This window comes from Sphingobium soli, assembly GCF_020782245.1.
GTDB classification, from domain to species: Bacteria; Pseudomonadota; Alphaproteobacteria; order Sphingomonadales; family Sphingomonadaceae; genus Sphingobium; species Sphingobium soli.
In genome coordinates, this window is record NZ_JAJGNP010000004.1 from 184874 (window position 1) to 205662 (window position 20789).

The following is a 20789-nucleotide window of genomic DNA, read 5'->3' on the forward strand; positions in this document are numbered from 1 at the left end:
CCTTCTGATCGAGGAAGCCGATAAATGTCCAGTTACCTGCCGACGCTCAAACAGCTGCAATATCTGGTGGCGCTGAAGGAACAGGGGCATTTCGGCAAAGCAGCCGAAGCCTGTTTCGTGACGCAATCCACCCTGTCGGCCGGCATCCGCGAACTGGAATCGCTGATCGGCGTCACCCTGGTCGAGCGGACGCGCCGCGTCGTCCGCTTCACGGCGCTGGGCGACCGTATCGTGGAAAAGGCGCATCGCGTGCTGCGGGAGGCGGAGGAACTGGCCGCCATCGCTGAAGCGTCGGGCAAGCCGCTGACCGGCGAATTGCGCATGAGCGTCATCCCGACCATCGCGCCCTTCCTGCTGCCACGCCTTTTGCCTCGGCTGCGCGCCGACCGGCCCGAACTCAAACTCTATCTGCGCGAAGAAACCAGCCAGGCCGCGATCGAATCGCTGCGCCACGGCAATGTCGACTGCGTGCTGCTGGCCTTGCCCTTCCCCACCGGCGAACTGGACAGCGAAATCCTGTTCGAGGACCGGCTCTATGTCGCCTTCCCGCAGGATGATCCGACCAATCCACCCGAATGGATCAAGCCCGGCATGATCGACGAGAGCAAGCTGCTGCTGCTGGAGGACGGCCATTGCCTCAAGGACCATGCGCTCGCCGCCTGCAACCGCCCCGACCTGCGCGCCAGCGCGACGATGATGGGCACGTCGCTGCATACGCTCATTCAGATGGTCGATAATGGCCTAGGCGTCACCATGATCCCGGAAATGGCGATCGCCAGCGGCATATTGGATCACACGCGGATCACCGCCCGCCCACTCAAATCGGACCGCTCCGCTCGCGACATCGCGCTGGTATGGCGGCGCAACAGCCCGCGTGAAAAGGAATTCCACATGCTCGCGGACATATTACGCGACGCCGCCGCGAAGAGCTGCCGCTTGCCCGAGGCTGCGTGAGGCGCCGCGCACGGTTTGAAGGTGAGATCGGGGAAAAGACGGGTGGCTACCTGCCGTTTCGCCAATCCCGCATCGATCGCCCGAAGGAACGCCACAGGCTGGCGAACATGATAAACATAATGCCTAACGCCCAAGCTATGCACAAACACATCCAGGCCTTCCAGAGAAAGCCTCTTTCCTAGCCTAGCATATCTGACAACATCAATGGTATCGTCGGTGATAGCGCCAGTAAGAAGAATTTAGCTTCCACTCGTTCTGACTTGCCATATCCCGCGAGACGCTTCCCCATCGTCTTGCGGTTCGTCATTTGCCAAAGCGCAGCTTCCTGTTGATTGCTCCATCGGCTTAAAAGGCGTTTGACAGAGCGAAATAGCATAGGGTTTAATCTACTTCGGTCTTGAATGGCCGCAAGTGGTCGTATTCGGCCCTCAGCCGCCCCATTCCTTCGCCTTCGCCTCATCTTCCGCGCGTGCTTCCACCCATTCCGTCGCGCCGCCTTCAAAATGCTCCTTCTTCCAGAAGGGCGCGTGGGATTTCAGCCAGTCGATGAGGAAGGCGCAGCTTTCTAGCGCAGCGGTGCGGTGGCGGGAGGCAGTGCCGACGAAGACGATCCGCGCGCCCGGCTCCAGCCGGCCGACCCGATGGATGACGCTGACCCCAAGCAGCGGCCAGCGCGCCATCGCATCCTCGGCGATTCGCGCCACCTGCGCCTGCGTCATGGCCGGATAATGTTCCAGTTCCAGCGCCAGCAGGCCATCGCCCCCGCGCACCACGCCGGTGAAACTGGCGACCCCGCCGCCGCCCAGCGCCTCCAGCGCGGCCAGTTCACCCGCGACGTCGAAATCCTGCACCTGGATCACGACCCGGTTCATCCGCCCGTCACCGGCGGAAACAGCGCAATCTCCCGTGCGTCGCCGATCGGGGTTTCGAGCGGCGCAAACCGCTGGTCGATCGCCGCGCGCAGCCGGGCGGGATCGCCCAGCGCCTGCGCATAGCCGCCGCCGCGCGCCGCCAGCATCGCGACCAAATCCGCGACGGTGGCGCCGGCCTGCGCCCGCTCCACCTGCTCCTCGTCGCGGCCAATGGCTTCGCGCACCCAGGCGAAATAGACGATGGTGAGCGTCGCCATGGCCATCAATCCATATGGCTGATGCCGACGCGCAGATAATCCCAGCCGGTGATCAGCGTCAGGATCGCGGCGGCCCACAGGGTCGCGATCCCGACCATCTGCACGAAGGGAAATTGCGGCACCGCCCCCGCCAGGATCAGCGCGCCGAGCGCAATCAGCTGGAAGGTCGTCTTCCACTTGGCGAGCCTGGACACCGGCACCGACACTTGCAATCCGGCGAGAAATTCGCGCAGGCCCGACACGGCGATTTCGCGCAGCAATATGATCATCGCGGCGACGATGTGCAGGCCAGCAATGTCGCGCGTCGCCGCCAGCATCAAAATCACCGCGCCGACCATGATCTTGTCCGCGATCGGGTCCAGAAACACGCCCAGTTTCGACACCGTGCCCTGCGCGCGCGCCAGATAGCCGTCGAAATAATCGGTAATGCCCATGAGGCAGTATAGCGCGAAGGCGAGCGTATAGCCGGTCGTCCAGCGCGCACCCAGTTCCGCCGGCCACAGCAGCGCGACGAGCAACGGAACGGTCAGGATGCGCGAAAGCGTCAGCAGGTTGGGCAGCGTCAGCATGGGCGCGGACTGCCACAGTCCGGCGCTGCGCACAAGCAGCAGCGAAGCCAGGCGAAAATGGCGCGCCCCGACGACGCGCCGCAAGCATTGGACATGGACGCCGCCAACCGCTAGACCCCGCCCCGGTCGCTAACGGGAAAGAAGATCCCCCATACATGCAAGCCTCGCTCAGGCTCCTGAACAAGCGCCGTTTCCTGCCGCTTTTCGTCACTCAATTGCTTGGCGCGTTCAACGACAATCTGTTCAAGAACGCGATGGTGCTGTTCGTCGTGTACCAGGTGTATAACGACGAAAAGTCCGAAACCTGGTTCAGCGCGCTGGCGACGGGCCTGTTCATCCTGCCCTTCTTCCTGTTGTCCGCGCTATCCGGACAATTGGCCGACCAGCGCGACAAGGCGGTCATCATCCGCTGGGTGAAGGGGGCCGAAATCGCGATCATGACGGTGGGCGCGGTCGGGCTGGCGCTGATCTGGAGCGGCATCACCGTCCATACGCTGGCGATCCCGCTCTTGCTGGCGGCGCTGTTCGCCATGGGCATCCACTCCACCTTCTTCGGCCCGATCAAATATGCGATTTTGCCACAGCATCTGCATGAGGACGAAGTGCTGGGGGGCACCGGGCTGGTGGAGGCCGGCACCTATATCGCGATCCTGGCGGGCACCATCCTGGCGGGCCTTATCCCGGTCGAAGTCGCCGCCATCTGCATCATTGCGACCGCGGTGATCGGCTATATCGCGGGGCGTCAGGTGCCGCCCGCGCCATCCATGCTGGACGCACAGCCGATCGACTTTCACATCATCCGCTCGTCCATCGCGCTGGTGCGCGGCACCATGCATATCCGCCGCCTGTTCCTGGCCATCATGGCGATCAGCCTGTTCTGGGCGGTCGGATCGATCCTGTTCATCCAGTTTCCCCCGCTGGTGAAAAATGTGCTGACCGCCGACAAGCCGGTCGCCAGCCTGTTCCTCGCCATTTTTTCCATCGGCATCGCCATCGGATCGGTTGCGATCAACCGACTGTTGCAGGGTCATGTATCCGCCAAATATGCGCCCGCGTCGGTGATCGGCATGGGGCTGTGCATCGTCGCCTTCCATATTGTGTGCGACTTGTGGGCGCCCGCGCCGAATGGACAGATGCTGTCGCTGTCGGAATTTATGGCGCACCCGCTGGCGCTGCCGCTCTCGCTCTGCCTGCTGGGCGTGGCGACCTTTGGCGGCATGTTCGTGGTGCCCCTCTACGCGTTCCTCACCACCACGGTCGAAAAATGCGAGGCGGCGCGGACCGTTGCCGCCAATAATATCGTCAACAGCGGCGCCATGGTGATCGGGTCGCTCTGCGCCATCGGCCTCAGCATCGCGGGCGTGTCGGTGGTGATGCAATTGCTGCTGGTCGCCATCCTGTCGCTGCCCTGCGCGGCGATGGCTTGGAAACTGCACAAGGCATGCGACGGCCCGATTTGTCACTGATACGGCCAGAACAGCCGCGCCAGGCTTCAGAAGATGAAGCTGTAGAAGGCGGTGAAAAAGGCGCAGAAGCTCAACGCAAACAATTTCCAGTCCTTGTCGTCATCCGCCAGCTTGCGGGTCGGCGGCGCACCGTCGTAGCGCACGCGCAGCACATGGGCGGGCAGGCTCTGCCGGAAAGGGTGGCGGGCCGATTCGGTCGTGAGGACGAGAGGACGGTTTCGCATCATGCGTCGTTAACGAATAATTTACCATTTGTGCCATGCCTTCGTGACCGCAATTTGCCAATGTCCCGTCACGGGACAGGCTTGACTGTATGGCATGAATAACACAGCATGAGCGAACCGATGAACGACACTCGCCCCGTCGAGCCGGCTCCGCTGCCGCCACGCGCCTTTGGCGCTGGTCCGCCGAGCGCCTTCGCGCCGCCCTCACCCTGGCGGCGCAGGGTGCAGATTTTCGGCTGGATGCTGGCGGTCCTTCTCGCGCTGCTAATGATCCTGGTCGCCTGGCTGGCGATCACCGCACCGCTGTCCCGCTCGCTCAAGCCCATCGTCCCGCCCAGCATCAGTTTGATGTCGGCGGACGGTCATCTGATCGCACGGCGTGGGGCCATCATCGATACGCCGGTGACGATGACCGAATTGCCGCCTCATGTGCCGCAAGCGTTCATGGCGATCGAGGACCGGCGCTTCCCCACCCATTGGGGCATCGATCCGCGCGGCGTTGCGCGGGCGATGTGGCATAACCTCTGGTCCGATGGTGCGTCGCAGGGGGGCAGCACCATCACCCAGCAACTGGCCAAGGGCGTGTTCCTTTCAAGCGACCGGACGCTTGGCCGCAAGGCGCGCGAGGCGCTGATCGCGCTCTGGCTGGAGGTCTGGCTGACCAAGGATCAGATCATGGAGCGCTATCTCTCCAACGTCTATTTCGGTGACAATGTCTATGGCCTGCGCGCGGCCGCTCGCCATTATTTTAATCGCGTGCCCGCGCGCCTCACCGTGCCGCAGGCGGCGATGCTGGCCGGCCTGCTCAAGGCGCCGTCCCGCCTTGCACCCACCGGGAATTTGTCCGGCGCGCGCGCGCGCGCCGCGCTGGTGACGCAGGCGATGGTCGATGCGGGCTATCTGACCCAGGAAGAACGCAACCGGCTGCGCCCGGCGCGGCTCGACGTGCATGACGATCCGGACGCCACCAGCGGCACCTATTTCGCCGATTGGGTGCTGCCCATCGCCCGCGATCGCGCGGGCGCGGTCTATGGCGAACAGCAAATCGAAACCACGCTCGACTGGCGCATCCAGCGCCTTGCCGAAGCCGCCGTGCGGCGTGCGCCACTCGGGAAGGCGCAAGCCGCGCTGGTGGCGATGAAGCCGGACGGCAGCGTCGTCGCCATGGTGGGTGGCAAAAATTATGCGAAGAGCAGCTTCAACCGCGCGGTGCAGGCAAAACGCCAGCCCGGATCAACCTTCAAGCTGTTCGTCTACCTCGCCGCCTTTCGCGCCGGCATGACGCCCGACGACATGGTGGACGACACGCCCTTCACCTCCGGCAGCTATCGGCCCGCCAATCATGGCGGCAAATATCGCGGCCGCATTACTCTGCGCCAGGCGTTCGCCGCCTCCAGCAATGTCGCGGCGGTGCGCCTGACGCAGCAGGTGGGTATCGACAATGTCATCAAAGTCGCGCGCGACCTGGGCGTCACCGCGCCCTTGACCGAGGATCTGAGCCTTGCGCTTGGCACATCGGAAATTCCTCTCATCGAACTGGCCGAAGCCTATGCAGCGGTCGCGGCCGGCAGCTATCCGGTCGTGGCCCACGGCCTCCCGCCCGAGAACGAAGGCTGGTTCGCGCGGCTGATGCAGCGTCAGCGGCGGTTCAGCGAAAATCAGCTCGCCATGATCCGCGATCTCCTCTCCTCCGCAGCCAATCGCGGCACAGGCAGCGCCGCTGCGCTGCGCACCAGCACCTTTGGCAAGACCGGAACGACGCAGGACAGCCGTGACGCCATTTTCGTCGGCTATGCCGGCGGGCTGGTGACAGCGGTATGGATCGGCAATGACGACAATAGCCCGCTTCCCGGCGGCGCGGCGGGCGGCGGCGTGCCCGCGCGCATCTGGCGCAATTTCATGAGCGGCGCGATCAACGAACCGGTCGAGGACGCGCCGGAGGAGACGCAGGACGCCGATCTGGTCAATGCCATCGCCAACATCACGGTGGAAACCGGCATCGGCAATGTCGGGCTGGGCGTGGATGAAGATGGCATGACCGTCAATCTCGGCCCGAATCAGTTGCGCATCCCGTCCGACCAGCCCCTCCCTGGTCCGCCGGTCAATGCGCCTCCGCCGCCGATCGCGCGCACCCAGCCTTCCGGCGAGGACGAAGGTCCATGATTCCAGCTTTCGCACTGTTTTGCGTGGTTAACCGGTGATTGAGAGGTGACGCGCCTGTCCGACGCCGCCTATCCGATTTCACATTCAAGCAATTTCAATGATATAAGGGCTGCCCACTCTTTGAAAGAGGGCAGCCCATGACCAGGGAACTGATGAGCGTGCGCAGTTCGGAGCAGAAGGCGCTGGCTGCGCGATGGACGATCGCCGCAGAAGCCATGGAGGCGCTGGCCGGCGCGCGATCGCTAGACGCAATCGTCAATGTCCTGCGCGCCTTTGCCCGGCGCGCCGTCGGCGCGGACGGCATCGCGGTCATCCTGCGCGAAGGCGGCCTGTGCCATTATGTCGCCGAGGATTCGATGGCGCCGCTCTGGTCAGGGCAGCGTTTCCCCGCCGGCAATTGCGTGTCGGGTTGGGCCATGCGCCATGGCGAAACCGCCATCATCCCCGACATATTCAATGATCCGCGGGTGCCCGTCACCGCTTATGAGCAGACTTTCGTGCGATCCATGGTGATGGTGCCGATCGGCCGCAGCGAAGCGACGGCGGCGGTCGGCGCCTATTGGTCCGAACAGGGCGAGCCGACCGACAATGAAATCGCCCTGCTGGAAGCGCTGGCCCGCGCTGCCGCCACTGCGCTGGAAAATGGGCGGCTGTTCGCTGCGCTCGAATCGCTCAATGACCAGCTTGACCAGAGGGTGCAGGAACGAACGCAGGAACTGGAGCAGTCGCAGGACATGCTGCGCCAGCTTCAGAAGATGGAGGTGATGGGACAACTGACCGGCCATGTCGCCCATGACTTCAATAATCTGCTGACCCCGATCATCGCCGGCCTGGACCTCATCCTGTCGCCACGGCGCACCCCCGAATCGATTGACCGTCATGCCGGCATGGCGCTGCAGGCGGCCGAGTCGGCGCAGATCCTGGTGCAGCGGCTGCTGACCTTCGCCCGTCGCCAGCCCCTTTCGCCCACCGCGGTCCACTTGCCCGATCTCCTTGCGGGGATGGAGGCGCTGCTTGCCAGCACGCTCGGCCCGCGCATCACGCTGTCGACTGACCTGCCTGCCGACCTTCCCCCGGTTCGTGCCGATGCCAACCAGCTCGAGCTGGCGATCCTGAACCTGGCGATCAACAGCCGCGATGCGATGCCGGATGGCGGCACGCTTACCATCGAAGCCGAGCGGCTTTCGCCACCCCAAGGCCTCGCGCCGGGCGACTATGTCCGCATCACCATCCGGGACACTGGCACCGGCATGACGCCAGATGTACGCAAGGCTGCCATAGAGCCATTTTTCACGACCAAGACGGGGGGTCATGGCCTGGGCCTGTCGATGGCGCACGGCCTGGCTGGCCAGCTTGGCGGCACGCTCCAGATCGACAGTGAAGAAGGCGTGGGCGCCGCCATCCTGCTATGGCTACCGGTGGAACAGAATATTGCACAAACCGGCGATCCCGACCAGCCGCAACCGGGCGAACGCCGCCAGACCGGGAAGCTGCTCCTCGTCGACGACAATGCCCTGGTTCGCGCCAGCACGCGCGATATGCTGGCCGAGATGGGCTATGATGTCGTCGACGTCGATCATGCCGAACTGGCGCTCAGCATGATCGACGCGGGCTATCGCCCCGACATCGTCGTCACCGACCATGTGATGCCAGGCATGACCGGCGCCGAACTGGCGATCCGGCTGCGCTGCGATCATCCGGACATCGCCTTGCTCATCATTTCGGGCTATCAGGGGATAGACCTGATCGCGCCCGACATCGTGCGCCTGTCCAAGCCCTTCCGCCCGTCGCACCTGCAAGCCAGCATCTCAGCCGCGCGCGCCCAGCGCGCCTGACATCACCCGCCGCCATAGGCTCAGAGCGCCTGCCCCGCCGCCCAGCCGCTCGCCCAGGCCCATTGGAAATTATAGCCGCCCAGCCATCCGGTCACGTCCACCGCCTCACCGATGGCATAAAGGCCGGGCACCCGCGTTGCTTCCATCGTGCGGGAAGACAGGCCGGCGGTAGCAATGCCCCCTACCGTGACTTCGGCCTTGGCATAGCCCTCCGTCCCCGACGGCGTGAAGGGCCAGTCCGCCAGTCGCGCGGCCAATTGCCGCAACGCCTTGTCGCTCAGCGCGCCCAGCTCCCCCTGCACCCCGGCCCGCTCCAGCAGAGCGTCGGCCAACCGTTCGGGCAACGCCTGCCCCAGCAGCTTGCGCACCTGCGTGCGCGGTCGCGCCCGCTTTTCCTCCAACAGCCAGTCCGCACCGCGATCCGGCAGAAAATCGACCTGGATCGGCGTGCGATGCTGCCAATAGGAACTGATCTGCAACATCGCCGGCCCCGACAGGCCGCGATGCGTGAACAGCGCGGCCTCGCGAAAGCGAATCTTGCCCCATCGCACGCCCACATCCGCCGACACGCCCGACAGCGCCTGGAACAGCGCATCGTCCGGTCCCAGCGTAAACGGCACCAGCGCCGGGCGCGGTTGCACCACCGACAGGCCAAAGTGTCGGGCCACGTCATAGGCAAAGCCGCTCGCGCCCATCTTGGGGATGGACGGCCCACCCGTCGCCAGGACCAGCGCGGGCGCGCGATGCTCCCGCTCGCCCACGCGAACGCGATACTGGCCGTCGCCATGGTCGATGTTCGTCACGGCCGCGCCCAGAATCATGGTGACGCCACCCGCATCGCATTCGGCCTGCAACATCTCCACGATCTGCCGCGCCGAACCGTCGCAGAATAATTGCCCCAGCGTTTTCTCATGCCAGGCAATGCCATAAAGCTCGACCAGCGCCAGAAAATCCTGCGCGCTGTAACGTCCCAGCGCGGACTTGGCGAAATGCGGATTGGCCGACAGATAGCGGTCGGGGGCGGTATGGATATTGGTGAAATTGCACCGACCGCCGCCCGAAATCAGAATTTTCTTGCCCGGTGCATCGGCATGATCGACCAGCAGCACGCGCCGTCCCCGCTGCCCCGCAACCGCCGCACACATCATCCCCGCCGCGCCCGCGCCCAGAATGATGGCGTCCCATTGCTGCTGGTCCCCGCTTTCCATCAGCGGCCCCGCTTCAGGCGCACCAGCGCTTCATCGAGCGCCGACAGGAACCGCGACCGGTCCGCCTTGGAAAAGGGCGGCGGCCCGCCGATCGCATCGCCGACCGCCCCCGCGCGCAAATCCGCCATGATCGCCCGCGTCGCGACCGCCGCGCCGATCGAACTGGTGGTGAAGGGTTTGCCATTGGGCGCGATCACCTGCGCCCCCGCCTTCAGGCACCGGTCCGCCAACAGGATGTCGGCGGTGATGCAGATGCTCCCCGCGCCCGCCCGCTCCGCGATCCAGTCGTCGGCCGCATCGAAACCGTCGCTCACCACCACCCGCTCCACCAGCGGATGCGCCGGCACGCGGATGATGCTGTTGCTGACGATGGTGACAGGCACCGCATGCCGCCAGGCGACCTTGTAGATCTCGTCCTTGACGGGGCAGGCATCGGCATCGACCAGGATATTCATGCCGCCCGCGATAGGCCGCGCGGCCCGGCGAAACAATGGCGGCGGCTTATTTCATCCCAGCATCCTTCCCTGCCTTCCGCAAATCGCATTCCTGTCCTACATCGGCGGTATGAGCGCCCCCCTCTACAATACAGACATATTGCGGCTCGCCGCCAGCATCCCGCATCATCAGCGCCTTGCCGACCCGCAGGCCAGTGTGGAGAAGCGCTCGGCGACCTGCGGATCGCGGGTGACGGCGGACGTGCGCATGACCGATGGCCGGCTCGCGCAACTCGGCCTTGACGTAAAGGCCTGCGCCTTGGGGCAGGCGTCGGCCGCGCTGATGGCCGCGCAGGCGATCGGCCTCACCGCAGATGAACTAACGGACGCGCGCGATCGCCTGACCGCCTATCTGGCGGGCGAAAGCGAGGATCTGGATTTCTGGCCCGGCCTGGCGGTGCTGGCGCCGGCGCGCGGCTATCCCGCGCGCCACGCCTCCATTCGCCTGGGCTTTGAAGCCATTGCGGAAGCCGCGCGGATGGCGGACGCTTGATGGAAACGACCAGCGCCACCGACATGCTGCTGAGCGAAGGCGTCATCCTGCTCGGCGCGGCCGTCGCCTTCGTCATGCTGTTCCGCCGCTTTGGCCTTGGCGCGGTGCTCGGCTATCTCGTCGCGGGCGCGCTCGTGGGGCCGCAGGGGCTTGGCCTTGTCGGCGGCGGCGAATCGAAACTCGCCATCGCGGAAATCGGCATCGTGCTGCTGCTGTTCCTCGTCGGGCTGGAACTCCACCCCGCGCGGCTCTGGCGACTGAAGCGTGATATTTTCGCGCTCGGCCTTGCGCAGGTCGTGACCTGCGGCTGCGTGCTGACAGCGATCATCTTCTACTCGACCGGCTTCAGCTGGGGCGCGGCCATAGCGCTCGGATTGCCGCTCGCCCTATCCTCCACCGCGCAGGTGCTGCCGGGCCTGAAATCCAGCGGCCGGATCAACTCGCCCTTCGGGGAAAAGGTCTTTTCGATCCTGCTGTTCCAGGATCTTTCGATCGTCCCGCTCATCACCATCATCGCGGCGCTGTCGCGCAACCCGGCCGATGCCGGTGGTCCGCCCGGCTGGGTGATGGCAGGCTACACCGTGGCGGCGATCGCCGGGCTGGTCCTGGCCGGCCGCTTCATCTTGCGTCCGCTCCTCTCGCTGGTCGGGCGCATGGGCGAGCGCGAACTGTTCGTCGCGGTTGGCCTCTTCACCGTGCTGGCCGCCGCCGCGCTGATGCACGCGCTGCATCTTTCCACCGCGCTCGGCGCCTTCGTCGCCGGCGTCATGCTGGCCGATTCGCCCTATCGCCATGAGATAGAAGCCGACGTCGAACCCTTCCGCTCGATCCTCCTTGGTCTCTTCTTCCTCGCGGTCGGAATGGTTCTGGACCTTGGCGCCGTCATCGCCAATCCGCTTTTCGTTCTGTCCATGGCCGCGATCCTGGTCGCGACGAAGGCAGCGATCATCACCGGCCTTGGCCGCCTGTTTGGCATGAACTGGCAACAGGCGCTGGGCGCGGGCCTGTTGCTGAGCCAAGGCGGCGAATTCGGCTTCGTCCTCTTCACCCAAGCGCAAAATGCACTGCTGATCGCGCCCCAGGCCGCCAGCCTGTTCAGCGCCATCGTCACTTTTTCCATGGCGACCACGCCGTTCCTGATGCTGTTTGCCCGCCGCTTCGAATTTGCCAGGGACAAGGAACGCTATGACCTGCCGGGGCCGGAGGATGCGCCGCGCGGATCGGCGATCATCGTGGGCTATGGCCGCTTTGGCCAGACCGTCGCGCAAATGCTGATGGGCCACGGCTTTGGCGTCGTGCTGATCGACAAGAAGCCCGCCCAGATCGAAGTGTCGAGCCGCTTCGACATGAAGGTCTATTATGGCGATGGCACGCGCATCGATCTGCTGCGCCGTTCGGGCGCGGATGAAGCGCGGCTGATCGCCTTCTGCATCGACGATCCCAGCCTTGATTCGCGCGCGCTCCAGCCCATCGCGGAGGCCTTCCCGCAGGCCGCGATCATGGTGCGCGCCTTCGACCGGCGGCAGGTGCTGGCGCTCAAGGATATCGACCTCGCCGGCGTCGTGCGCGAAGTCTATGAATCGGCCATCTGCATGGGCGTGCAAGCGATGGAGACGCTGGGCGTCCCGCCCAAGGAGGTGGAGGAGGTGGAGCGCCAATATCGCGAAAATGACGACCAGCGCATGGCGCTCCAGATCGAGCATGGCACGCTGCTCGCGGCCAAGGACCTGATGTACCGCCCTGGCAATGGCATGCGGCTGCTCAGCCGCGGGGATGGAGACGGCGCATGATCGCGATACTGGCCTGCCTCTCTGCGGCACTTGCCATCGGCGCAGGCGCATTTGGCGCGCATGGCCTCGCCGATCCCAAAGCCACCGAATGGCTGCGCACGGGCGGCCTGTATCAGCTTGTCCACGCGGTCGCCGCGCTCGCGGTCGTGGGCACAGCGCGTGGCGCGGCCGCGCTAATGCTTGCGGGCGCGACGATTTTCGCCGTCTCGCTCTACATCATGGCGCTAGGCGGTCCACGCTGGCTGGGCGCGGTGACGCCGATCGGCGGCGCGCTGATGATCGCAGCCTGGCTGTGGGCCGCCTGGACCTTCGGGCAGCGCTGACGCGTCGCCCTTGCCCGAACCGCCGCCTGCGCATAGATTGGACCTTATGGCCAACCACCACCATCATCACGAACCGACCGGCGCGAAGCTGGCCGATGCCGCCCGCGCGACGCTGGAGGCGAAGAACGAGCAATGGACGCCGATGCGCGCCGCCATATTCGATGCGCTGGCGTCCGAAGATCGTCCCGCGTCGGCCTATGACATCGCCGACACCGTGTCGAAAGCGCGCGGCAAGCGCGTCGCGCCCAACAGCGTCTATCGCATCCTCGACCTGTTCGTGACCAATAATGTCGCGATGCGTGTCGAAAGTGCCAATGCCTATATCGCCAACGCCCATCCGGGCTGTCACCATGACTGCATCTTCATGGTCTGCCGCAATTGCAAGCAGGCGACCCATGTCGATGACGACACAGTGACAGGCCAGGTGCGCGCCATTGCGCAACAGGACGGCTTCCACCCCGAACGCCCCGTCATCGAGATACTGGGCCTGTGCGCCAAGTGCGCGGCCTGATGACGACAAGGACGCCCGGCCCGCGCAAGGCCGGACGCGCAGCGGAGACTATGCCTCATCATGACTGATCGCCCCGAAACCCCGCTGCTCGACCAGGTCGTCTGGCCGGCCGACCTGCGCAAGCTGCAGCCCGAACAGCTGCGCCAGTTGGCCGACGAACTGCGCGCCGAAACCATCGCTGCCGTGGGCGTCACCGGTGGCCATCTGGGGTCGGGCCTGGGCGTGGTGGAGCTGACCGCGGCGATCCATTATGTGTTCGATACGCCCGATGACAAACTCATCTGGGATGTTGGCCATCAATGCTACCCGCACAAGATCCTGACCGGCCGGCGCGACCGCATCCGCACCCTGCGCCAGGGCGGCGGCCTGTCCGGCTTCACCAGGCGCGCCGAAAGCGACTATGATCCCTTCGGCGCGGCGCATAGCTCCACCTCCATCAGCGCGGCGCTGGGCTTTGCCATCGCAAACAAGATGCAGGACAAGCCGGGCAAGGCGATCGCGGTGATCGGCGATGGCGCCATGTCGGCGGGCATGGCCTATGAGGCGATGAACAACGCCCGCGACGCGGGCAACCGTCTGGTCGTCATCCTCAACGACAATGACATGTCGATCGCCCCGCCCGTCGGTGGCCTGTCCGCCTATCTCGCGCGCCTGGTGTCGAGCCGCGAATTTCTGGGCCTGCGCGATCTCGCCAGGAAACTGGCGCGCAAGCTGCCTCGTCCGCTCCACAATGCGGCGCGCAAGACCGATGAATTTGCGCGCGGCATGGCGATGGGCGGCACATTGTTTGAGGAACTGGGCTTCTACTATGTCGGCCCGATCGACGGCCATAATCTCGACCAGCTGATCCCGGTGCTGGAAAATGTGCGCGACGCGGCCCAAGGGCCATGCCTGGTCCATGTCGTCACGCAAAAGGGCAAGGGCTATGCCCCGGCAGAGGCTGCGGCGGACAAATATCATGGCGTCCAGAAATTCGACGTCATTACCGGCACGCAGGACAAGGCGCCGCCCGGACCGCCCAGCTACACCAATGTCTTTGCGAAGGCGCTGATCGCCGAGGCGCAGCGCGATCCCGCTGTCTGCGCCATCACCGCGGCCATGCCGTCGGGCACGGGACTGGACAAGTTCCAGGCCGCCTTCCCCGATCGTATCTTTGACGTCGGCATCGCCGAACAACATGCCGTCACCTTTGCGGCAGGCTTGGCGGCGCAGGGCATGCGCCCCTTCTGCGCTATCTATTCGACCTTCCTGCAACGCGCTTATGATCAGGTCGTGCATGACGTGGCGATCCAGAACCTGCCCGTCCGCTTCGCCATCGACCGCGCGGGCCTCGTTGGCGCGGATGGATCGACCCATGCGGGCAGTTTCGACGTCACCTACCTCGCCACCCTGCCCAACATGGTGGTGATGGCCGCGGCCGATGAGGCGGAGCTGGTCCATATGGTCCACACCTGCGCCATGCATGACAGCGGCCCCATCGCCGTGCGCTATCCTCGTGGCAACGGCACCGGTATCCCATTGCCAGAACAGCCGCAGGCGCTGGAAATCGGCAAGGGCCGCATCGTGCGCGAAGGGCGTCAGGTCGCGATCCTCTCGCTCGGCACCCGACTGGAGGAAGCAATGAAGGCTGCGGACGCGCTCGAGGCCAAGGGCCTCTCCACCACGGTCGCCGACCTGCGCTTCGCCAAGCCTTTGGACGAAGCGCTGATCCGCAAGCTGCTGACCACCCATGACGTCGCCGTCACCATAGAGGAAGGCGCGGTCGGCGGCCTTGGCGCGCATGTCCTGACGCTGGCGAGCGACCTTGGCCTCATCGACAATGGTCTGAAACTGCGCACGCTGCGCCTGCCCGACCTGTTTCAGGACCAGGACAAGCCGGAAAAACAATATGCAATGGCCCGTCTGGACGCCGACGGCATCATCGACACGGTGCTGACCGCGCTGCGTCACAATAGCGTGGGGGCCGGTGCGCGCGCCTGAATGACGCTGGCGCGGAACCATTTCGCCCGTTGACTGTCTTCGTTTCACCGCGGCGGCCCTGCGCCGCCGCGGACCAGAGAATAGGAGAAGGGGCAGTTGCACAGCGGTCTGCGGGCGGTTTGGCCGTCCTTTCGTCGTGGAACGCCGCTTGCCCTGCTGCTGCTCGCCGCCTGCCAGCAAAAGCCGACTGATCTCGCCCCGCAACGCGCGTCTGATCCCGTTCCCGTTCCCCGCGAAACATCCGTCATCGCCGTGCCGATCGACGCCGACGCCGACGCCCTGCGCGCGGCGATTGAAAAGGCCGTGCCGCGCACCTTATGGACGATCAACCGCCCGGAGCCTCGCTGCATACCTCCGCAAAAACTGCGCGTCTTTGGCGAAGAACTGAACGTCACGCCGCCCATCGGCTGCACCATCATCGGGGAGGTTACGCGCGGCCCGGTGACCTTGCACGGCGAAGGGCGCACGATCATCGCCGACCTGCCCGTCCATGCCCGCATCAGCGCCCGCGACGTGGCGGGTGTGCTGAAAGGGGAAACCGCCACCGGCACGGCGCGGGTGCAGGCGCGAATCCGGCTCGACATCGGGCGGGACTGGACGCCCACTGGCAAGATCGACCTGCATTATGACTGGACAACGCCGCCGGGCATCGACTTTCTGGGCCAGCGCATCCGCTTCACTGATGAGGCGGACGAAAGGCTGCGCCCGATCGTCGCGCGCCTCGAACGCGACCTGCCGCGCGAACTGGCGCAACAAGACCTGCGCGCCAGGGCGGAAACCCTATGGCGGGACGCCTTTTCGACGCTAGAGCTCAACCGGCACAACCCAGCGGTGTGGATGCGCGTTGCCCCCACCCGCATCTTCTATAATGGCTATCGCATGGACGGGCGCACGCTGCGGCTCGACCTGGGGCTGGAGGCGGTGACGCAGACCCTGGTGGGCGTTGCCCGTCCAGATCCGCCGCGGCCGACGCCGCTTCCCCCGCTCGATCGAACGGACATCAACGACGGCCTGCGCTTTTTCCTGCCCGTCACGTCAGACTATCGCACGCTGGAACCCGTGATCCAGCGCGCGCTCGACAAGCGCGCGGCACGTCCCTTCACCCTGCCTGCGCTCGGTACGGTGCGCGCACGCTTTTCCAATGTGACCTGCTATGGCGCAACCGGCGGCCGCATCGCCGTGGGCGTGGATATCGCCGCCCGTGTGGAGGGAAAGGACACCCATGGGCGCATCTGGCTGGCGGCGCGGCCCGTCAACGCACCCAATTCCCCGAAGGTGGATTTCGTCGATCCGGTCATCACCGGCGACACCGATGGGGCGGGCGGCGATACCGCGCTCGCCATCGCGCAGGCGCCGGGCTTCTCCAACCTGATCGCCGCAGCGTTGAGTCAGAATTTCGCCAAGGATATCGCGGAGCTCAAGGGCAAGATTGCCCGCGCCATCGCCGACAAGCGCGCCGGCGATTTCGTTATCCGCGCAAGGGCCGACCGCTATGAGATCGGCCAGATTCACGCCTATGGCCAGGGACTGCACCTGCCGGTCCGCGCGACCGGCAAGGCACAAATTCGCTACCAGCCGCGCTGACGATTATTGCGGAACCGCGGCGCGCGCGTCCTGCCCATCGCCTTCGGGCGCGGCAATGATGTCGCGGGTGGTATTGCCCTTGTTCACGACCTGCGTATCGGGGTCGCCCACCTGCGAGCGGATACCGGTGGCGGCATCGGCACGCCCGGCTTGGGTCAGCGTACCGCTCTCCGCGGCGCTGCGCTGGGCGGGACCACCAAACATCGCCTGCATCGCTTCCTGGCTGGCATCCACTGACGCAGCAGCCGGCGTGCCGGGCGCGGGCGGGACCAGCGCGAAATCGGGCGGCACGACCAGCGGCGCCTGACGCGATACGGCGAATTCATCGGGACGGTCGCGCCCCGCTAGGCCACGGCCGCCGCCGCAAGCCGACAGGGTTGCAATCAGGCCGGCAGCGAGGATCAGTTTACGCTTCACTTCAAAGTCTCCGTCTTTGCGCCCTTGTCGCGCAGCAGCAGCGCCCGCGCAAGCAGGATCAGCACGCCAATGGTGATGGCGGCATCCGCCAGATTGAAAATCAGGAACGGCCGCCATTCGCCGAAATGCAGATCGGCATAATCGACGACATAGCCCAGCCGCACGCGATCGACGATATTGCCGATCGCCCCGCCCAGCACCAGGCCCAGCGCCGCGACGTCCTGCCGCGCCTTTTCCCGCCACATCCACACCGCGACGAAGGTGGCGATCAGGAAGGTCATGCCCACCAGCGCCCAGCGCATCGCGTCGGTATCCGCGTGGAAAAAGCCCATCGACACGCCCCTATTCTCCAGCCAGCGCAGGCGGAATATCGGCAGCAGGTCGATCCCCTCGTCCGCCCGGCTTTGCAGCGCCAGCGGATAGGTCACGGTATATTTGATCAGCTGGTCGAGCGCGAGCGTCACGATCGCCACTGTCAGGCCCAGCGGGCGGTGATTGACGCCGCTCATGCGCCCAACACCGTCGCGCAACGGTCGCACAGCGCTCCGTCCTGCGTTACTTCGGGCAACTTGCGCCAGCATCGCCCGCATTTATGCCATTCGCTCGGCCGCACGATGATGCCGTCGCCCTCGCCCATGGTCACGCGCGCGACGATCGCCACTTCAGCGAAATCGACATCGCCCACCGGCAGCAATTCGCCCATGCTCACGTCGGCGTCCAGGCTGGACCGAACGATCTTGTCCCGTCGCAGCGGCTCGATCGCCTCGTTCACCTGCTCGCGCTGGTCGCGAAGCTCAGCCCATTTATCCGCCAGATCGCCGTCGATCCAGCGCGCATCGACCTCGGGCCATTCCAGGAAATGGACGCTGTCGTCGGCACTTGGGAAGCGGCTCTGCCATACTTCCTCGGCCGTGAAGGGGATGATCGGCGCGACATAGCGGACCAGCGCGTGGAACAGCGTGTCGAGCAGGGTGCGATAGGCGCGGCGCTTGGGGTCCGACTTCGCATCGCAATAGAGGCAATCCTTGCGGATATCGAAGAAGAAGGCAGAAAGGTCGCTATTGGCGAAATCGAAGATCGCCCGGCTGTAGCGGCTGAATTCCAGCCAGTTCTCGCTGCCCTTGCTCTTGTCCACTACCGCGCGCAGTTCTGCATCCAACGCCGCCAGCCGATGGAGCATATACCGCTCCAGCTCCGGCATTTCGGCATAGCTGACCGCTTCCGTCTCTTCATCATAATCGGACAGAGCGCCCAGCATGTAGCGGAACGTATTGCGCAATTTGCGATAGGCGTCCGACGCGCCAGCCAGCACTTCCTTGCCGATGCGCACGTCATCGAAATAGTCGGTGCTCGCGACCCAAACGCGCAAAATGTCCGCGCCGCTCTCGCTCATGATCTTGAGCGGATCTACGACATTGCCAAGGCTCTTGGACATTTTCTTGCCCGTGCCGTCTAGCGCGAAGCCGTGGGTCAGCACCGCCTTGTAGGGCGCCTGGCCGCGCGTGCCGCAGCTTTCGAGCAGCGAGGACTGGAACCAGCCGCGATGCTGGTCCGACCCCTCGATATAGAGGTCCGCGCGCGCGCCCTCGCCATAGCGGCCCTCGACCACGAAGCTATGCGTCGATCCGCTGTCGAACCAGACGTCGAGAATGTCGTTAACGACTTCATAGTCGCTTAAATCATAATCCGGGCCGAGCAGCGCCTGATGATCCGCGCCGAACCACGCGTCCGCCCCACCCACGCGAAATGCCTCGACAATCCTGGAATTCACGCCCGGATCAACAAGATAGTCGCCACTCTTGCGATGGACATAGAGCGCAATCGGCACGCCCCATGCGCGCTGACGCGAAATCACCCAGTCTGGACGTCCTTCCACCATGGAGCGGATGCGGTTGGTCGACCGCTCCGGCACCCAGCGGGTATGCGCGATCGCGTCGAGCGCGATTTCGCGGAGGGTTGCGCCGTTCGACGAGTTCTCGACGGACGCTTCTCGGCTTCGCTCGAAGCTGCTCGAACCAAACGGAGTATTGTGGACCTCGCTCCCACCGCCGTTCGGTTCGAGCTTGTCGAGAACGCCGCGCTTACCCTGCGGCTGGTCCATCGGAATGAACCATTGTGGGGTGCAGCGATAGATGATCTTCGCCTTCGACCGCCAGCTATGCGGGTAGCTGTGCCGGAAATCGTCCGACGCGGCGAGCAGCCCCCCGGCTTCGCGCAGGTCGGTGCAGATCGGCCCGTCCTTGCTCACGAACTTGGGGTTGATGACGCTCCCCTGCCCGCCGAGCCATGCCCAGTCGGCGCGATATTTCCCGTCGCCCTCGACCGCGAAGACGGGGTTGATCCCGTGCGCCTTGCACAGCGCAAAGTCGTCCTCGCCATGGTCCGGCGCCATGTGGACGAGGCCAGTGCCCGCATCGGTCGTGACGAAATCGCCGGGGAGGAAGGGGCGCGGTTTGGCGAAGAAAGCGAGTTGGCGCTCCCAATCGTCACCCCGGACTTGATCCGGGGTCCCGCTGCCTTGGGTGGCGTCGGAAGAAGAAGCGGGATCCCGGCCTTCGCCGGGATGACGAAGGAGGTTGTAGATCGGGTGGCGGGCGACCGCTCCGGCGAGTTGGGAGCCTTTAACAAAAGCGTCGATGCTCCACGCGCCCACAAGTTCCGGATTTTCCGAGCCACGAAGAACTGCATCAGCGCGCGCTTGGAATGCAGCGACAAGTTCAGTGGCGATCAGGAAGCGACCGAATTGCCTTCCTTCATGGTCGGTGCAGGTGGTGACTGCATAATCAACCTCCGGCCCATAGGCCAAAGCCTGGTTCACCGGGATCGTCCACGGCGTGGTCGTCCAGATCACCGCATGCGCGCCGACCAGTTCCGGCGCGCCCGGCGCTTCCACGATCTCGAACGCCACGTCGATCTGGGTCGAGACGACGTCCTCATATTCGACCTCCGCCTCGGCCAGCGCGGTCTTTTCGACCGGGGACCACATGACGGGCTTCGCGCCGCGATAGAGCTGGCCGCTCTCCGCGAACTTGAGCAACTCGCCCACGATGGTGGCCTCCGCGTCGAACTTCATGGTAAGATAGGGGTCTTCCCAATCGCCCATGATGCCCAGCCGCTTGAACTGGTCGCGCTGCACGCCGACCCATTTGTCGGCATAGGCGCGGCACTGGGCGCGGAACTCCGCCGCCGGCACCTCATCCTTGTTCAGCTTCTTCTTGCGATAGTCCTCCTCGATCTTCCATTCGATGGGAAGACCGTGGCAGTCCCAGCCGGGGACATAGGGCGCATCCTTGCCGAGCAGCGACTGGCTGCGGACGATGATGTCCTTGAGCACCTTGTTCATCGCATGGCCCATATGGATGTCGCCATTGGCGTAGGGCGGGCCGTCATGCAGGATGAAGCGTTCGCGCCCCGCGCGCTTTTCGCGCAGCTTGCCATAAAGGTCCATCGCCTCCCACTGCGCGGCAATCGCCGGCTCCTTCTGCGCCAGGCCCGCCTTCATCGGAAAGTCGGTCTGGGGCAGGAAGACGGTGGACTTATAATCGTCGGTTTTCTGGGCAGGCTGGTCGGTCATGGGCGCGCTTATTCTGGCCCGTTCGGTTCGAGCAGCTTCGAGCGAAGCCGAGAAGCGGCTGTCGAGAATAGGTCT

Annotated in this window: 19 protein-coding genes; 10 read left to right on the forward strand and 9 right to left on the reverse strand. The window is 65.0% G+C overall.

Annotated elements, in window-relative coordinates:
• Nucleotides 1-24 precede the first annotated feature (24 nt).
• A complete protein-coding gene (locus tag LL253_RS07400) occupies nt 25-954 on the forward strand; it encodes a hydrogen peroxide-inducible genes activator (RefSeq protein ID WP_228226751.1) in 930 nt (309 codons plus the stop codon).
• 428 nt (nt 955-1382) lie between these two features.
• Here the strand turns inward: LL253_RS07400 and LL253_RS07405 are convergent, their stop codons facing one another.
• The 3 genes from LL253_RS07405 to pgsA are packed head-to-tail and all read right to left on the reverse strand — an operon-like array spanning nt 1383 to nt 2652.
• Complete coding sequence (locus LL253_RS07405; protein ID WP_228226752.1) at nt 1383-1826, reverse strand: molybdenum cofactor biosynthesis protein MoaE; 444 nt, start codon at nt 1824-1826, stop codon at nt 1383-1385.
• Nucleotides 1823-2083, reverse strand: coding sequence for a molybdopterin converting factor subunit 1 (gene moaD / locus LL253_RS07410; protein ID WP_037542678.1), 261 nt, complete (start codon nt 2081-2083; stop codon nt 1823-1825). The genes LL253_RS07405 and moaD overlap by 4 nt, the downstream gene beginning before the upstream one ends.
• A 5-nt stretch (nt 2084-2088) precedes the next feature.
• Complete coding sequence (gene pgsA / locus LL253_RS07415; RefSeq protein WP_228226844.1) at nt 2089-2652, reverse strand: CDP-diacylglycerol--glycerol-3-phosphate 3-phosphatidyltransferase; 564 nt, start codon at nt 2650-2652, stop codon at nt 2089-2091.
• Between the two features lie 155 nt (nt 2653-2807).
• On the opposite strand from pgsA, the gene LL253_RS07420 reads away from it, so the two are divergent.
• Nucleotides 2808-4118 carry an MFS transporter gene (locus LL253_RS07420; RefSeq protein WP_228226753.1) on the forward strand — a complete coding sequence of 437 codons (1311 nt, stop codon included), beginning with the start codon at nt 2808-2810 and terminating at the stop codon, nt 4116-4118.
• Nucleotides 4119-4144: 26 nt separating this feature from the next.
• Here the strand turns inward: LL253_RS07420 and LL253_RS07425 are convergent, their stop codons facing one another.
• A complete protein-coding gene (locus tag LL253_RS07425; RefSeq protein ID WP_228226845.1) occupies nt 4145-4342 on the reverse strand; it encodes a hypothetical protein in 198 nt (65 codons plus the stop codon).
• Nucleotides 4343-4450: 108 nt separating this feature from the next.
• Here LL253_RS07425 and LL253_RS07430 point away from each other — a divergent pair, with 108 nt between their 5' ends.
• Together LL253_RS07430 and LL253_RS07435 are read left to right on the forward strand one after the other, a co-directional pair.
• Entirely contained in the window at nt 4451-6505 is a 2055-nt protein-coding gene (locus tag LL253_RS07430; protein WP_228226754.1) for a transglycosylase domain-containing protein, read from the forward strand.
• A gap of 137 nt (nt 6506-6642) precedes the next feature.
• Nucleotides 6643-8340, forward strand: a complete 1698-nt coding sequence (locus tag LL253_RS07435; protein WP_228226755.1) for a GAF domain-containing hybrid sensor histidine kinase/response regulator — start codon at nt 6643-6645, stop codon at nt 8338-8340.
• Between the two features lie 20 nt (nt 8341-8360).
• On the opposite strand, the gene LL253_RS07440 is transcribed toward LL253_RS07435, so the two are convergent.
• Both LL253_RS07440 and LL253_RS07445 read right to left on the reverse strand, forming a co-directional pair.
• The gene (locus LL253_RS07440; RefSeq protein ID WP_228226756.1) at nt 8361-9548 is read right to left on the reverse strand and encodes a BaiN/RdsA family NAD(P)/FAD-dependent oxidoreductase; all 1188 of its coding nucleotides are present in this window, start codon (nt 9546-9548) and stop codon (nt 8361-8363) included.
• On the reverse strand, nt 9548-10003 hold the full coding sequence (locus LL253_RS07445; protein ID WP_228226757.1) for a YaiI/YqxD family protein: 456 nt from the start codon (nt 10001-10003) through the stop codon (nt 9548-9550). Before LL253_RS07445 ends, LL253_RS07440 begins: the two co-directional genes overlap by 1 nt.
• A 109-nt stretch (nt 10004-10112) precedes the next feature.
• On the opposite strand from LL253_RS07445, the gene LL253_RS07450 reads away from it, so the two are divergent.
• The 6 genes from LL253_RS07450 (at nt 10113) to LL253_RS07475 (ending at nt 16723) form a co-directional block, all read left to right on the forward strand.
• Nucleotides 10113-10535, forward strand: a complete 423-nt coding sequence (locus LL253_RS07450) for an iron-sulfur cluster assembly scaffold protein (RefSeq protein ID WP_037542672.1) — start codon at nt 10113-10115, stop codon at nt 10533-10535.
• A complete protein-coding gene (locus tag LL253_RS07455; RefSeq protein ID WP_009821565.1) occupies nt 10535-12325 on the forward strand; it encodes a cation:proton antiporter domain-containing protein in 1791 nt (596 codons plus the stop codon). Before LL253_RS07450 ends, LL253_RS07455 begins: the two co-directional genes overlap by 1 nt.
• Nucleotides 12322-12648: a DUF423 domain-containing protein gene (locus tag LL253_RS07460; RefSeq protein WP_228226758.1), complete on the forward strand. Its 327-nt coding sequence runs from the start codon at nt 12322-12324 to the stop codon at nt 12646-12648. Before LL253_RS07455 ends, LL253_RS07460 begins: the two co-directional genes overlap by 4 nt.
• A gap of 46 nt (nt 12649-12694) precedes the next feature.
• Nucleotides 12695-13159 carry a Fur family transcriptional regulator gene (locus LL253_RS07465; RefSeq protein ID WP_009821563.1) on the forward strand — a complete coding sequence of 155 codons (465 nt, stop codon included), beginning with the start codon at nt 12695-12697 and terminating at the stop codon, nt 13157-13159.
• A gap of 60 nt (nt 13160-13219) precedes the next feature.
• Nucleotides 13220-15139: a 1-deoxy-D-xylulose-5-phosphate synthase gene (gene dxs / locus LL253_RS07470; protein ID WP_228226759.1), complete on the forward strand. Its 1920-nt coding sequence runs from the start codon at nt 13220-13222 to the stop codon at nt 15137-15139.
• Between the two features lie 96 nt (nt 15140-15235).
• Nucleotides 15236-16723, forward strand: a complete 1488-nt coding sequence (locus LL253_RS07475) for a DUF4403 family protein (protein WP_228226760.1) — start codon at nt 15236-15238, stop codon at nt 16721-16723.
• Between the two features lie 3 nt (nt 16724-16726).
• Here the strand turns inward: LL253_RS07475 and LL253_RS07480 are convergent, their stop codons facing one another.
• From LL253_RS07480 to ileS, 3 genes are read right to left on the reverse strand one after another with little or no spacing between them, the layout of a single operon-like run.
• The gene (locus LL253_RS07480) at nt 16727-17140 is read right to left on the reverse strand and encodes a DUF3035 domain-containing protein (protein WP_228226761.1); all 414 of its coding nucleotides are present in this window, start codon (nt 17138-17140) and stop codon (nt 16727-16729) included.
• Nucleotides 17137-17649, reverse strand: a complete 513-nt coding sequence (gene lspA, locus LL253_RS07485) for a signal peptidase II (protein WP_228226762.1) — start codon at nt 17647-17649, stop codon at nt 17137-17139. Before lspA ends, LL253_RS07480 begins: the two co-directional genes overlap by 4 nt.
• Complete coding sequence (gene ileS, locus LL253_RS07490) at nt 17646-20714, reverse strand: isoleucine--tRNA ligase (RefSeq protein WP_228226763.1); 3069 nt, start codon at nt 20712-20714, stop codon at nt 17646-17648. Before ileS ends, lspA begins: the two co-directional genes overlap by 4 nt.
• Nucleotides 20715-20789: the final 75 nt, after the last annotated feature.

Excerpts from the sequence above, each read along its gene's own strand:
- LL253_RS07400 (WP_228226751.1), top strand. The coding sequence starts at position 25 with ATGTCCAGTTACCTGCCGACGCTCAAACAGCTGCAATATCTGGTGGCG.
- LL253_RS07405 (WP_228226752.1), bottom strand. The coding sequence starts at position 1,826 with ATGAACCGGGTCGTGATCCAGGTGCAGGATTTCGACGTCGCGGGTGAA.
- moaD (WP_037542678.1), bottom strand. The coding sequence starts at position 2,083 with ATGGCGACGCTCACCATCGTCTATTTCGCCTGGGTGCGCGAAGCCATT.
- pgsA (WP_228226844.1), bottom strand. The coding sequence starts at position 2,652 with ATGCTGACGCTGCCCAACCTGCTGACGCTTTCGCGCATCCTGACCGTT.
- LL253_RS07420 (WP_228226753.1), top strand. The coding sequence starts at position 2,808 with ATGCAAGCCTCGCTCAGGCTCCTGAACAAGCGCCGTTTCCTGCCGCTT.
- LL253_RS07425 (WP_228226845.1), bottom strand. The coding sequence starts at position 4,342 with ATGCGAAACCGTCCTCTCGTCCTCACGACCGAATCGGCCCGCCACCCT.
- LL253_RS07430 (WP_228226754.1), top strand. The coding sequence starts at position 4,451 with ATGAGCGAACCGATGAACGACACTCGCCCCGTCGAGCCGGCTCCGCTG.
- LL253_RS07435 (WP_228226755.1), top strand. The coding sequence starts at position 6,643 with ATGACCAGGGAACTGATGAGCGTGCGCAGTTCGGAGCAGAAGGCGCTG.
- LL253_RS07440 (WP_228226756.1), bottom strand. The coding sequence starts at position 9,548 with ATGGAAAGCGGGGACCAGCAGCAATGGGACGCCATCATTCTGGGCGCG.
- LL253_RS07445 (WP_228226757.1), bottom strand. The coding sequence starts at position 10,003 with ATGAATATCCTGGTCGATGCCGATGCCTGCCCCGTCAAGGACGAGATC.
- LL253_RS07450 (WP_037542672.1), top strand. The coding sequence starts at position 10,113 with ATGAGCGCCCCCCTCTACAATACAGACATATTGCGGCTCGCCGCCAGC.
- LL253_RS07455 (WP_009821565.1), top strand. The coding sequence starts at position 10,535 with ATGGAAACGACCAGCGCCACCGACATGCTGCTGAGCGAAGGCGTCATC.
- LL253_RS07460 (WP_228226758.1), top strand. The coding sequence starts at position 12,322 with ATGATCGCGATACTGGCCTGCCTCTCTGCGGCACTTGCCATCGGCGCA.
- LL253_RS07465 (WP_009821563.1), top strand. The coding sequence starts at position 12,695 with ATGGCCAACCACCACCATCATCACGAACCGACCGGCGCGAAGCTGGCC.
- dxs (WP_228226759.1), top strand. The coding sequence starts at position 13,220 with ATGACTGATCGCCCCGAAACCCCGCTGCTCGACCAGGTCGTCTGGCCG.
- lspA (WP_228226762.1), bottom strand. The coding sequence starts at position 17,649 with ATGAGCGGCGTCAATCACCGCCCGCTGGGCCTGACAGTGGCGATCGTG.
- ileS (WP_228226763.1), bottom strand. The coding sequence starts at position 20,714 with ATGACCGACCAGCCTGCCCAGAAAACCGACGATTATAAGTCCACCGTC.